The 13,813-nt window shown below is 23.6% G+C and carries 14 protein-coding genes, 1 tRNA gene and 1 pseudogene; 12 read left to right on the top strand and 4 right to left on the bottom strand.

Annotated features, from left to right (window positions below; translation table 11 throughout):
• The 7 genes from AWT72_RS09685 to AWT72_RS05840 form a co-directional block, all read left to right on the top strand.
• Positions 1–977: BglG family transcription antiterminator (locus AWT72_RS09685; RefSeq protein WP_197407619.1), on the top strand; the 977-nt coding region annotated here is incomplete at its 5' end.
• A 215-nt stretch (positions 978–1,192) separates the two neighbouring features.
• Positions 1,193–2,257 carry an L-ascorbate 6-phosphate lactonase gene (ulaG, locus tag AWT72_RS05865; RefSeq protein WP_067142240.1) on the top strand — a complete coding sequence of 355 codons (1,065 nt, stop codon included), beginning with the start codon at positions 1,193–1,195 and terminating at the stop codon, positions 2,255–2,257.
• Between the two features lie 11 nt (positions 2,258–2,268).
• Positions 2,269–3,123 carry an L-ribulose-5-phosphate 3-epimerase gene (locus AWT72_RS05860; RefSeq protein WP_067142237.1) on the top strand — a complete coding sequence of 285 codons (855 nt, stop codon included), beginning with the start codon at positions 2,269–2,271 and terminating at the stop codon, positions 3,121–3,123.
• Positions 3,123–3,818: an L-ribulose-5-phosphate 4-epimerase gene (locus AWT72_RS05855; protein ID WP_067142234.1), complete on the top strand. Its 696-nt coding sequence runs from the start codon at positions 3,123–3,125 to the stop codon at positions 3,816–3,818. The genes AWT72_RS05860 and AWT72_RS05855 overlap by 1 nt, the downstream gene beginning before the upstream one ends.
• Before the next feature lie 154 nt (positions 3,819–3,972).
• Positions 3,973–4,803, top strand: coding sequence for a M48 family metallopeptidase (locus AWT72_RS05850; RefSeq protein WP_067142231.1), 831 nt, complete (start codon positions 3,973–3,975; stop codon positions 4,801–4,803).
• A gap of 119 nt (positions 4,804–4,922) precedes the next feature.
• Positions 4,923–4,998 (top strand) — tRNA-Thr (locus AWT72_RS05845).
• Positions 4,999–5,075: 77 nt separating this feature from the next.
• Positions 5,076–7,220 (top strand): peptidase U32 family protein, encoded by a 2,145-nt coding sequence (locus tag AWT72_RS05840; protein ID WP_067142228.1) that lies wholly within the window; start codon positions 5,076–5,078, stop codon positions 7,218–7,220.
• A 151-nt stretch (positions 7,221–7,371) separates the two neighbouring features.
• Here AWT72_RS05840 and AWT72_RS05835 read toward each other — a convergent pair whose 3' ends face one another.
• The 4 genes from AWT72_RS05835 to AWT72_RS05820 form a co-directional block, all read right to left on the bottom strand.
• Positions 7,372–8,295: an Abi family protein gene (locus AWT72_RS05835; protein WP_067142225.1), complete on the bottom strand. Its 924-nt coding sequence runs from the start codon at positions 8,293–8,295 to the stop codon at positions 7,372–7,374.
• A gap of 253 nt (positions 8,296–8,548) precedes the next feature.
• Positions 8,549–8,785 carry a hypothetical protein gene (locus AWT72_RS05830; protein ID WP_067142222.1) on the bottom strand — a complete coding sequence of 79 codons (237 nt, stop codon included), beginning with the start codon at positions 8,783–8,785 and terminating at the stop codon, positions 8,549–8,551.
• 20 nt (positions 8,786–8,805) lie between these two features.
• A complete protein-coding gene (locus AWT72_RS05825; RefSeq protein ID WP_067142220.1) occupies positions 8,806–9,078 on the bottom strand; it encodes a type II toxin-antitoxin system RelE family toxin in 273 nt (90 codons plus the stop codon).
• Complete coding sequence (locus AWT72_RS05820; RefSeq protein WP_231501425.1) at positions 9,065–9,313, bottom strand: DUF6290 family protein; 249 nt, start codon at positions 9,311–9,313, stop codon at positions 9,065–9,067. Before AWT72_RS05820 ends, AWT72_RS05825 begins: the two co-directional genes overlap by 14 nt.
• 178 nt (positions 9,314–9,491) lie before the next feature.
• Between AWT72_RS05820 and AWT72_RS05815 the strand changes: the two genes are divergently transcribed.
• The 5 genes and pseudogenes from AWT72_RS05815 to AWT72_RS05790 all read left to right on the top strand — a co-directional run.
• Positions 9,492–10,235, top strand: a complete 744-nt coding sequence (locus tag AWT72_RS05815; RefSeq protein ID WP_067142217.1) for a tRNA1(Val) (adenine(37)-N6)-methyltransferase — start codon at positions 9,492–9,494, stop codon at positions 10,233–10,235.
• Positions 10,207–11,583: a 23S rRNA (uracil(1939)-C(5))-methyltransferase RlmD gene (rlmD, locus tag AWT72_RS05810; RefSeq protein WP_067142214.1), complete on the top strand. Its 1,377-nt coding sequence runs from the start codon at positions 10,207–10,209 to the stop codon at positions 11,581–11,583. The genes AWT72_RS05815 and rlmD overlap by 29 nt, the downstream gene beginning before the upstream one ends.
• A gap of 79 nt (positions 11,584–11,662) precedes the next feature.
• The gene (locus AWT72_RS05805; RefSeq protein WP_067142211.1) at positions 11,663–11,857 is read left to right on the top strand and encodes a hypothetical protein; all 195 of its coding nucleotides are present in this window, start codon (positions 11,663–11,665) and stop codon (positions 11,855–11,857) included.
• Positions 11,858–12,032: 175 nt separating this feature from the next.
• Positions 12,033–13,392 (top strand): annotated as a pseudogene (locus AWT72_RS05795) (DKNYY domain-containing protein).
• 20 nt (positions 13,393–13,412) lie between these two features.
• Positions 13,413–13,813, top strand: a 401-nt coding sequence (locus AWT72_RS05790; RefSeq protein WP_156413092.1) for a hypothetical protein, incomplete at its 3' end; no start/stop codon positions are given.

Raw genomic sequence — 13,813 nt, 5'->3', positions numbered from 1 at the left:
AATATGTGTACAGAATAATAAAAGAAATTATTAGTCTTAAAAACTATAAATTAACTGTATTTGTTCAAAAAATATTTGGAAATATAAATAAGGTTTTTGAAGATGAATTTATGGAACTATTGGTAGAAAAAATGGAAACTTTACAAATTAAATTAGGTAAGACTATGAGTGTAAAAGAAATAAATAATTTCATATTCGCTTGCCCCTATTTATATATTTTCTCTACAAAAACAAAGAGCAAGAGTATAGAAAAATCATTAAATATGCTTCAAGATAGATTGGAGTATAAGATAATTTCTGAAATTATAGTTGAGTTTGAAAAGAAATATAATACAAGAATTAAGAAAAAAATAAAATTATTATTTACATTAATACTATTATGCACTAGAAAAATAACTGATATGCATAATTTTAGTAAAGACTATATTGATAAAACTAATATAGCAAAAAATTTGATAAATAATTTTGAAAAAGAAAGTAACTATATTATTGAAAATAAAGATAAAGCAGTAAATGAATTAGTTACATATTTAAAAGTAAAACATTTTAGAGACATGTATAATATAGTGTCAGTTGATTTGGATTATGAGAAAATAAAAAAAGAATATAAAGATATATTAGAAATTCTAAGGAAAATATTAAAAAAAGAAAATTTAAATTTTACTGAATATGATGAAGTAAATCTTTGTTTATATTTTTCGTTATTTATTAAAAATCATGTATGTAATATATTGATAATTAGTGATGAAGAAGAACTTATAAAGAAAAATATTATTAAAAAATTATTATCTAATATAGCAAATATAAATATAATAGATGCTATTGAGAAAAATAGATTTTTTAAGTATAAAAATGAAAAAATTGATTTAATAATTAGTACAGAAATAGATTTTGTAAGTGATATTGATACAATAATAATAGATTCTTTTTTAAGTAAATTAGAAATAAATAAAATTTTTCAAAAAATCAATAACTGAAATTAGAGGCGTATATTTTAACATATTGCAGTTTGAAAAAAACTGCATTTTTTAATTATATATAATAAGCTTTTAAATTTACTGGTTCATTTTTGAACAGTATAGTGTCAGTATTTTGGACTGGGAATAACTGAATTTATATGGTATAAATATAATGTAAGTAAAATATAAAATAAACTGTTCAAAAAAAAAAGATTTAAGGATGTGAAAAAACAATGTCAAAAGTTAAAGAAATTTCAAGAGAAAGTTGGATTTTAAACACTTTTCCTGAATGGGGAACTTGGATTAATGAAGAAATTGATGCTGAGGTTGTTGAAAAAGGAAAAGTTGCTATGTGGTGGCTTGGAAATATGGGAACTTGGATTAAAACAGAAGGAGATGCCAATATTTGTATAGATTTATGGCTATCAACTGGTAAAAAAACTAAAACTAACCCATTAATGAAACCGAAACACCAACACCAAAGAGCAATAGGGTGTGTTAAATTACAACCAAATTTAAGAAATACACCTTGTATAATAGATCCGTTTAAAATTAAAAAAATAGATGCTATTTTAGCAACTCATAGTCATAGTGATCATATTGATGTAAATGTAGCAGCAGCAATCGTTCAAAATTGTCCTGATACTATTTTTATAGGGCCTAAATCTTGTGTAGATTTATGGGAAAAATGGGGAGTACCATCTGATAGAATTAAATGTGTAAGACCTGGTGATAGTGTTAAGATAAAAGATATGGAAATTGCTATGGTTGAATCATTTGATAGAACAATGTTATTAACAGTTGCAAATGAAGAAGAAACATTAAAAGGTAAAATGCCACCTGACATGGATGATTTAGCAGTAAACTATATTGTTAAAACTCCAGGTGGAAATATATACCATGCAGGAGATTCACATTATTCAAACTACTATGTAAAACATGCAAAAGATCATAAAATAGATATTGCGTTAGTTGGTTATGGAGAAAATCCAAGAGGTATGACTGATAAGTTAACTTCATCAGATGTATTAAAAGTTGCAGAAAGTTTAGACGTAAATGTAATAATACCAATACATTATGATATATGGACTAACTTTATGGCTGATCCAAAAGAAATACAAGTATTATGGAATATGAGAAAATATAGAATGAAGTATAAATTTAAACCATATATATGGCAACCAGGTGGTAAATTTATTTATCCTGATAATAAAGATGATATGGAATATATGTATCCTCGTGGATTTGAAGATGCATTTGAAATAGAACCTGATTTACCATTCTTACAAATATTATAAGGAAGTTAAATATGAAAAAATATGTACTAGGTGTTTATGAAAAAGCTATGCCTAATAGTTTGAGTTTGGAAGAAAAATTAATGGCCGCAAAAGAAGTTGGTTATGATTTTATAGAACTTAGTGTTGATGAAACACCTGAAAAATTATCAAGATTAGATTGGACTAAAAAACAAAGAGATGAATTAGTTAGTACTATGAAAAAAGTGGGGCTAGATTTTAGAAGCATGGCTTTATCTGGTCAAAGAAAATTTCCTATGGGTTCAAGAGATGAAAGTGTTAGAAAAGAAAGTATGGTAGTTTTGGAAAAGGCTATAATACTTGCTAATGATTTGGGAATTAGAATAATACAACTAGCAGGTTATGATATATATTATGAAGGTAAAGGAGACATTGAAACTAAAAAAATGTTTTTAGAAAATCTTAAAAAAGGTGTAGAAATAGCCGCTAAATATGGAGTAACACTTGCATTTGAAACTATGGAAACAGATTTTATGGACACAGTTGAAAAAGCCAAAGAAGTTGTAGACTATATTAATTCGCCATTTTTAATGATATACCCAGATTTAGGGAATATTAAAAATGCTTCTTTGATATATAAAAAAGATGTATTAGATGATATAAAAACTGGTAAAGGTAAATTAGTAGCAGCACATATAAAAGAAAGTATACCTGGTCATTATAGAGAAATACCATTTTTAACAGGTCATGTTAATTTTAAAGAATGTTTAGAAGTTCTATGGGATAATGGTGTAAGACGATATGTAACTGAATTATGGTATGTAGGAGCAAAAGACTTTAAAGAAGATTTAAGGTTTGCAGTTAAAACATTTAGAACTATGTTAGATAATATTGAGGAGAATAGATAATGTTAGAAGAATTAAAGAAAAAAGTTTATGAAGCTAATATGGATTTACCTAAGTATAATCTTATAAAATTTACATGGGGAAATGTTTCAGAAATAGATAGAGAAAAGGGTTTATTTGTAATTAAACCAAGTGGAGTAGATTATGATAAATTAACTCCTGATGATATGGTAGTAGTAGACCTAAATGGTAATGTAGTTGAAGGTAAATACAAGCCATCATCTGATACACCAACTCATGTGGAACTTTATAATGCTTTTCCTAAGATAGGTGGAATAGTTCATACACATTCAACTTGGGCTACAAGTTTTGCTCAAGCAGGTAAAGATATATTATGTTATGGAACAACACATGCTGATAGTATTTATGGAACTATACCTTGTAGTAGAAATCTAACAAAAGAAGAAATAGATGAGGCGTATGAAAAAAATACTGGAAAGGTTATTATAGAAACTTTTAAAGATAAAGACTATATTGCAACACCTGCAGTACTTTGTAAAAATCATGGTTCATTTGCTTGGGGAGAAAATGCTAAAAAGGCAGTATATAATGCAGTAGTATTAGAAGAAGTTGCTAAAATGGCAGTAATTACTAAACTTATAAATCCAGAAGTAAAAGAAGCGCCAAAAATAATACAAGATAAACACTATAATAGAAAGCATGGCAAAAATGCTTATTATGGTAATGATATAAAGTAATATAAAAGAGATGAAAGACATGAAAGTGTCTTTTTTTCTTATAAATTTCAACAAATATCACGGTATAATTTAGGAAAAAATACCTTTTATGTTATAATATACATAGGAATTAGTTAATTAATATAAGTTTTATATTAATAAAAGGAGACCAACTATGAATAAACAACCTAGTGTCAAAGAATTTAGACATAACGCAGAAATGCCATTATCAATTTTAGGATATGCCTTAACAGCAGTAGTTACTATTGGTGCTGTAATAGCATTAATTTCTGGAATAATTTTAAAAGAGTGGACTACTCCAATTTTAATTGGTTTAGCAAGTCCTTTTATAGGATTATTTTTTGTACGATATATGTATTATAAAAAAATTAGTAATGGAATAAAATTAACAGATAAACAGTTACCAGAATTATACAAAATATATAAAGAACTTGCTTTAAAAATGGGCTTCAAAGATGGAACAGAAAATCCTATACCAGAAATTTATTTAATAAATGGTAATGGTGTAATGAATGCTTTTGCTTCTAAATGTTCTTTGTATAGTAAATATATAGTTTTACATAGTGATATTGTAGATATTGCTTATGGGCAAAATAATTTTGAAGCCCTTAAATTTATAATGGCACATGAATTAGGTCATATATTATGTAAACATATAGAGCTGAAAAGATTAATAGTTGCTCCTATTATGACATTGCTTTTTTTGAATAAATCATTAACAAGGGCACAGGAATATACTGCTGATAGAGTAGCATTATACTATGCTTCAGAAGGTTCTATGAGTATGATTTATCTATTTGCTGGTAAAAATTTAGGAAAACATGTTGATATTGAAGAATATTTTAATACTATAGAAAAGCACGAAGAAGATATATGGTTAAAATTCATTAATTTTAGAAGTGATCATGCCGTAGGTTATAGAAGAATGAAAGCTGTTAAACTTGCGAAAGAAAAAGGCTGGAATGTTCACGGTAGGATGCTTTAGGATATAATTTAGAGAGAATAATATTTGATACTAAAAAGATTGAATATTATTTTTTTTTTGTAAAATATATATTAAATTCTTGACAAGAAAATAAAAAAAATATATAATTATTTTGTTAAGCCGCTTTAGCTCATTTGGTAGAGCAACTGACTTGTAATCAGTAGGTGGTTGGTTCGAATCCGACAAGCGGCACCATTATGCACTAAGGTGCTTTTTTTTTGTATCAATGTTTGATATAATGTATATATAATAAATAATGAAAGAGTGATAATATGAATATAGTAGGACCTGCTGGTAATTATGAAAAATTAGAGGCTGCTATTAAAGCAGGTGCTAATGAAGTATATTTAGGACTTAAAGGTTTTGGTGCTAGGAGAAATAATGATAATTTAGGTTATGATGACTTATTTGCAGGTATTGATTATGCACATGTAAGAGGAGTTAAGTGCTTATTAACTTTAAATACAGTAATGAAAGACATAGAATTAAAAAATGCTATAAATGCTTTTATGCCTATATATGAACATGGTATAGATGCAGTAATAGTACAAGATTTAGGTATGATAAGCGTTTTAAGAAAAAACTTTCCTAATTTAACTTTACATGGAAGTACACAAATGACAGTTTCAAATTATGTTGAAGCCAATTATATGAAAAGTTTAGGCTTAAAAAGAGTAGTTTTAGCAAGAGAATTAAGTTTTGATGAAATAAAAACTATAAGAGAAAATACTGATATAGAATTAGAAGTATTTGTATCAGGTTCTATGTGTATAGCCTATTCTGGAAATTGCTATGTAAGTAGTTTTATAGGTGGTAGAAGTGGAAATAGGGGAATGTGTGCTTATACTTGTCGTAAGAAATTTAAACAAGATGATGGGAAGTTATGCTATACATTATCTCCTAATGATCAACTTTTAGAAGCCAAAGAAATAGAAAAATTAAAAGAAATTGGAATAAATTCGATAAAAGTCGAAGGTAGAAAGAAAAATCCTAATTATGTTTTTGAAACAGTTTCATATTATTCAGATATTCTAAAAAATATTGAACATGAAAGCATGAGTTATAAGTTATTTAATAGAGGATATTCTAAGGGATATTTTTATCTTGATAATAAATTAATGAATACTAATTATCCATCTAATTTTGGTTATTTAATTGGGAGTGTTAAAAATAATACTATAAAGTTATTGGATTTATTAGAAAATGGAGATGGTATACAGTTTGTAAATGAAAATTTTGAAACCATAGAAGGAATATTTGTAAATAAAATAATGAAAAATGGTAAAAAAGTTCCTATGGCAGAAAAAGGTGATATAATAGAACTTAATATTCCAAAAAATACAAAATATATTTACAAAAATTATTCTAAATCTTTAAATGACAGTATAGATAATAAAATAAAAATTACTAATAGATATCTTGATATAGAAGCAAAACTAGTTGCTATAAAAGGACAAAAATTAAGTTTAGAGTATACTTATAAAGATATAAAAGGTGTAGCATATGGTAATGTGATAACAGAAGATAGTAAAAAGAACATAGATGAACAAATTCTTTATTCTAAAATTTCAGAATTAGGAAATACAAGTTTTAATTTAAAAAAGGCTGATATAGAATATGATAAAATTTCTTTTGTATCATTTAGTGATTTAAAAAAATTAAAAAGAGAAGTAATAGATAAATTGTATGAAAATATAATTAAAAATTATAAAAATGAAAAGGTTGAAGTTAAGTATAATGAATACCCTAAAAAACCTATAATTAAGCCATATATATTTTCGGCATTAGTTGAAACTGATGAGCAAAAAAGAGCATGTTTAGATTTTGGTATAGAAAAAATATATGAGGCTTCTTTTGATATTTCAAAGCAAAAGAATTTTGATAATAAGAATATAAAAATTACTAACTTAGCATATAATTTTAAGCAGTTATTAGATGGGCAAAATAAGAATATTAAACAATCTGTAAATTGGAATTTTAATATATTTAATAATTATAGTGTAGATACATTTTCTAAATTTAATAATATAGATACTATATTTTTATCGCCAGAATTAAGTTATAAGCAAATAAGACATTTAACTACAGAGAGTAATAAAAAGGGATTAGTAATTTATGGGCATTTAAAATCAATGTATATAGAACACCCCTTGATTGATAAAGACTATATGGAAATACAAGGCGAGTTTTATGATAGATATATTTTAAAGAAAAACAAATTAAATAATGTAGAGTTATACTTATATAAACCAATGAATTTAATACCTAAACTTGATTTGTTAGAGCAGTTAGGTTTAGATGAATTAAGATTAGATTTTACTTTTGAGACCTATGATGAAGTTATTAAAATATTAAAAAGTATTAACGATAGAAGTGGCAAATATAATGGTTATGCCTTTGATATGGGAGTAAGTTAGATTAAAATCTTATAATGTAAAAGGTTTGCTTTATATATAATCAAAAAGTTCCAAAATAGTTTTAAAAATAAAATAATTAAAAATAAGGTAAAAATTAATTTTGCCTTATTTTGTAATAAAAGATATTTATCAATTACTGTTATATAAATTCTTATATCTTTAAATTTTCTACAACTTCAAAATTTCTAAATCCTAATTTTTGCGCATCAATATCAGTTTTATTTCTACATAATTTTTTTAATCTTTTTTTTATAGCACCACCTTTATAATTAGGATTAATAGAAAAAATTAAATATTCTAATAAAATTATTGAAATAGCAATTCTATTTGTAGGTTTTAACTCTTTTGTTTTTTTATCAGTAACAAAGTATAATTTGTTTTTAAATTCAGGTAAACTTTTAGGTTTAGATTTGAATTTTATATCAACTATACTTGAATTATGGGCTGATAAATTTCTCATTAAATTGATATTTTCTAACCAAGATAAGTATTCAATTACTTTTAAATTATGTTCTCCTGCTATTTTCTTTTTATATTTTTCATTCATTAATTTATATAAATCTAAGATTTCACCAAATGTCAAAATGTCCATTAATAGCCATACAGGAATATCTTCTAATTTGTTATATTGGTTAATTAGTTGATTTTTGCTTCTATATAGATTTTTTGTTGCTCTAATTTTAAATTCTTTTTCTTTATGTCTTACATAATGTTTGCAGTATTCATTTTTATCAATCCAGTTACTAAATTTTAAATAACCATATGCACCTAAATTTTGTCCTAATATATAAGAAACTTTTGTTTTTAGTGAAAGTTCTACCTTTTCTGTTAATCTTAATAGATCAATTCTTAAATTTTTATTTTCGTAAAACCTTATTAATATTTCTTCAAATGTTATTTCACTATTGTATTTATTGTCTTTTAGAAATGGTAAAGAACATTCTTTAATTTTATAATAATTTATAAATTTTAGAGTTTCTTCTGCTTTATCTTCATCTTTAATTATCATTCCTCTTTTTTTAAAAAGTTGAACTTGTTCTTTAAAAGTTTTAAATTCATTTTCTTTTGTTTTCATATTTTCCTCCTATGAATAAAAAAGCCATGCGTAGGTCTTAACCTTGTACCATTTAAGGTACTGCATGGGGTTTGATATCGATAATATGATACCCTATTTTTGTTAAATTGTCAAATAATTTATATGATATTTTACAAGTATAAATTAATTATTTTTTTAATCTTAATGAAGTTTATTTTTCCAACATTTTTAGGGGCTTGTATCATTTTGCCAATATTAGCAATATGATTAAAGACATTGATTTTATTGGTTTTTAAATTATAACATTTCTAGTCCTGTATTTTTCTGGTGTTTCATCTATATTATATAAAATTGTATAAATCATGTCTAATAATTGATTATCATGTTGTTTTTTATTAAATTCTTCTTTATCAAGTAACTCACCCAATTCTATATCTAAATCCGAAACATCATCTTCATTAGTTATTTTATAGTTTAAATTTCTAGACTTTAAAAATTCTATTTCTTTATCAGTAAAAGATCTAATCATAGTTGGTCTCCTTAAATTAACTAAGAATTACATATGTTTTTTCTATGTGCTATTTCAATTAACAATATAATTAATTCATTATCTTCTATTTCTGCTAGTATTCTGTAATCTCCTACTCTATATCTCCATAAGCCATTAAGTTTTCCTTTTAATGCTTTTCCATTTTGTCTTGGATTACTTGTATCAATTAAATTTTTTAAAATATAATTAACAATAATTCTATATATGGTTTTATCTAATTTTTTCAATTGTTTTTCAGCCTTGGGCAATATTATAACTTTAAATTGTTTCATTATTAGCCCTTTCTTCTTCTAAAAAATCTAAAAAATTTCTGCCTTTTTCTTTTTTACTTTCATTCCATATTTTTAATATTCTTTTTTCTTCTTCAGGGCTTATTTCATCATCTAATTTATCTTGAATTAATTCTCTTACAAAATTTGATAAACTAATTTTTTTAATATCAAGGTATTCCTTTAAAATTTTTAATTCATCTTCATCAATTTTAAAACTTACTGTTGACATACTCATTAAAAATCACTCTCCTTTATAACGGTATTACTTTGTATTACTATTATATAATATTTTCTTTTTTTTTACAATATCAATAATTTTTAATTTTATTAATATAGACAATAGGTATGATAAATTTTAAAAATATGTTAAAATATAAATGAAAAAACGATATAATAAAATTAAAAGAGGGAATATGGAGAGAATTACTAAAATACAAGGCTTAAAAATATATCAAGATATAGATTTACAATCATTTACATTAGATACTGTATTATTAGCAGATTTTGTTAAAATAAATAGAAAAACTAAAAATGTACTTGAAATAGGTTCAGGTAATGCAGTATTATCTATGCTAATATCTAATAAAGTTATATCAAGTAGAGAAGTATTAAATATAGATGCGGTTGAAATATTAGATAAATCACATAATGTGGCTCTTAAAAATATTAAAGAAAATAATATAGGAAATATCAATTTAATAAATTGTGATATAAAAGAATATAGAAAAGATGAGATGCAAGTATATGATATGGTTATTTCTAATCCACCATATTTTAAATATAATGATAATCCTAAACAAATGAAGCAAAAATCAGATATATTAAATGCTAGACATGAAAATACTTTAAGTTTAGAAGAAACTATAAAGATATCTGCAAGATTATTAAAAAATTCAGGTCATTTGTATTTGGTTTTTAGAGTAAATAGAATACCAGAAGTATTAGTTCATCTAAGAAAATATGGATTAAGTGCAAAACATATGAAATTAGTATATACAAAAGAAAATAAAGAGGCTTTAATATGTTTACTTGATAGTATAAAGATTAAAACAAGTGAGTTACATATTTTAGAGCCAATATTTGTGTATAAAGATAAAGAAAAAACAGAATATATTAAGGGGTTGTATAGTGAAAAAAGGCGAGATAATAAAGGTTAAAATAAGTGGTATAAATATTAGGGGTAAAAGTTTTGGTTATGTAGATGATGAGAAAGTTTATGTAAATATAAATGCTGCCAAAGACCAAATAGTTGAAGGTATAGTATCTAAAACTAGAAAAAGAAAAATAGAATTAATAAAATGTGAAATAGTAGATTATGCTAATAGAAAAAATGCCATATATACTAACAAATTAAAAGAACAATGTGGCGGTTGTAATTATCAATATTATACTTATGATGAACAATTAGAATTAAAAGATAATATGATAAAAGAATTACTTGATAATGCAATAAGTTATGAATACATATATGATAAACCAATTGAAAATGTGTGTAAATTAAATTATAGAAATAAAATGGAATTTAGTTTTGGGAATGAAATAAAAGATGGACCAATGGTTTTAGGACTTCATAAACAAAATAGTTTTCATGATATAGTTAGAGTATATGATAATAACTTAATGGGAGAAGAATTTAATATAATATATAAATTCTCTGATGATTTTTTCTCTAAAACTAATCATACTTTTTATCATAAAATAACAAAAATAGGTTATTTTAGATATTTGGTTTTAAGAAAATCTGAATTTAATAAACAAGTTCTAGTAAACATAATAACAACTTCACAAATTGAAAAAGAAACTGAAAATAAAATGTTAGATGAGTATACTAAAAAATTACTTGAACTTGATTTAGGAGAATATAAGATAAGTGGAATATTGCATACAGTAAATGATAAATTATCTGATAGTGTTGATAGTGAAAAAGAAACTATATTATATGGTAAGCGTGATATTACAGAGAGAATATTTGACTTAGATTTTAATATTAGTCCATATAGTTTTTTTCAAACTAATTCAAAAACTGTAAGTAAATTATATGGTAAGGTGCTAGATTATTTAGATAATATAAATGAAAATGTAGTATTTGATTTATTTAGTGGTACAGGAACTATTGCTCAGATAATATCAAAAAAGTTTAATAAAGTATATGCAATAGAAATAGTAGAAGAAGCAGTAAAAAAAGCAAAAGAAAATGCTAAATTAAATAATATAGAAAATATTGAATTTATAGCAGGTGATGTATTTGAAAAGTTAGATATGTTAAATGAGAAACCCAATATACTAGTTTTAGACCCACCAAGGATGGGAGTTTTAACTAAGACTATAGATAAACTTATTAAGTATAATGTTGAAACTATAGTTTATGTTTCATGTAACCCAGTAACTTTATTAAAAGATTTAAAAGATTTTGAAAATTATGGTTATAGAGTTAAAAGAGCAGGAATAGTGGATATGTTCTCTTTCACAAATCATGTAGAAACTGTGTGCTTATTATCTAAATAAATAAAGGCTTTTAAAGGTTTTATATGGTAATAAGGTACTAAAAAAGATATACATATAGTTCCTAGAAAGGTGAAATAAAATGATTACAAGAGAAGAAATGATAAATGCTGAAGGGCATTATATAAATTTAATATTAACAAATGGAAATTTTTATGAAAATTTATTAGCATTTGAATATTTTGAAGCTGAAAGTGAAGAAGAAGAAAATAGTTTAGATGTTGAAATTTTTATGGTAGGACAATCAGAAATAGAAAAAATAGAAATATTAGATTAAAAAGATTCTAAAAAAATACTAAAAAGTATAAAAAGGCTTAAAAATGGCACATATTTAGGGAAATTAAGTACATTGAAAGTCAATAAAATCAATAAGTGTATACTTTTGTAATAAACTAACCATGTAGAAACTGTGTGCTTATTATCTAAATAATTATGTATAAATAGGAGTAACTATGAAAAAAATAAAGTATGGTATAATTTTAATTATATTAATATTTACTTGCTTTATAGTGTTATTTACTACTAAAAATTCTCATAATAAAGAATATAAAGAATTATTTGGGCAATTTTATGAAAGTAATGGAAGTATTTATGTTAACGGTAGTGAAGATAAATATTTATTAGCTAATGCTGATATTAAAACTTTTCGTGCTATTAATGATGAATATTATGATAAACACATAGCCATAGATAAAAATAATGTGTATTGTGGGAACAATAATTGATAATATGAATCCTAAAATATTGAAGCCTTTAAATAATAACTACTATACTGATAGTGAAGTTACATTTTATTGTGATAGAATGACTTATGAATTGAAAATATTACCAATAAGTAAAACAAATTATTACTCCAATATATTTAATATAGCAACAGATGGAAATAAAATATATTACAAAGGTAAATTAATACCAGAAGCAAAAGCTGAAAATTTTAGAGCAATAGAATTATTACATAATAATGATAAAAGAGAAAGTGAAGTCTATTTTACAGATGGTAAAAATGTATATTATGAAAATAAGAAATTAGACATAATTTATAATGAAAATGTTTATAGTGTTAGAGTAAAAATGCAAAATAGTATGAATTATTTACATGATTTTAAACATGGGATAGTATATGTTAATGACATTTTATTTGATAAAAATAATGAACCGTATAAATTAATAAGTAAAAATGGAAATCATATTAATCATACATTATGGTTAAGTGAAAATGGAATTTATTTTTATAATAATTATAAAAAAGAAATACAAAGAGCAGGAAATAATCCATTTTTAAATAAAAATTTCAAAGAGATTGTCCCATTAGTATTTTCAAATGGGAATGAAACTTTATATATTGATGTAGATGAAATAGTTTCTAAAGATAGAAATGGTATACCAAGTTCTAAAAAAACTTATACCTATATTAATAGTTTGGATAATTTAGATAAAAATAATAAATGGGAAAAATTAAAAGATATTAACAATTATGGATTTATTTGGAAATATGGAGAAAACGCTTATTATTTTGATAATTTAGGAGAAACACAATTTTTTAAAAGTACAATCTATGAAATAAAAGATAAACAAGTTTTAAATACTTTATTAACTAATAAAGATATAGATAGTGAATTTATATATAATTTAATAAAAGATAAAAAACTTATTATTCCAAAACATACAAAATTATTACAAGTAAAAACAAAATATTATTATAATTATTCTAATTACAGATTAATATTTTTTGTCTTTTTAATTATTTTTATAATTATTTTTAAAATAATATATCAAAAGAATAAAAATTATGGTAACATTAAATTAAAATAATAAATATTTGGGAGAAATAAATGTATAGATATAATATAAAAATGTTAGGTTTTGATTTAGCTAAAAGAATAGAAAAAGATTACTATTTTTACCCAAACATTGTATATAGAACTTTAGTAATACTATTACTTCCATTATTTATGTTCTTTACTTTTATATTTTTATTTTTAATGGATTTTAAATTTAATTTATACTTAATGAGCTTTATAATTTTTTATACAATTTTAAGTATAGTTCTTTTTAAACTTAGTTTTAATTATGTAAGCATGGCCAATAATATATTAACTGTAAAAACATTTTTTTCAAAAAAAGAAATGGATATAAATGAAATAAGTTGTATTATAAGAGAAGTTAAATTATTTTATCCATATGACCCTATACCTATATATTATAAAAATAGATTAGTATCATTTTATTTAAA

This window comes from Oceanivirga salmonicida (assembly GCF_001517915.1).
GTDB classification, from domain to species: Bacteria; Fusobacteriota; Fusobacteriia; order Fusobacteriales; family Leptotrichiaceae; genus Oceanivirga; species Oceanivirga salmonicida.
Note: the sequence above shows the minus strand (reverse complement) of the source record. Positions and strands in the feature narration are given on the sequence as shown.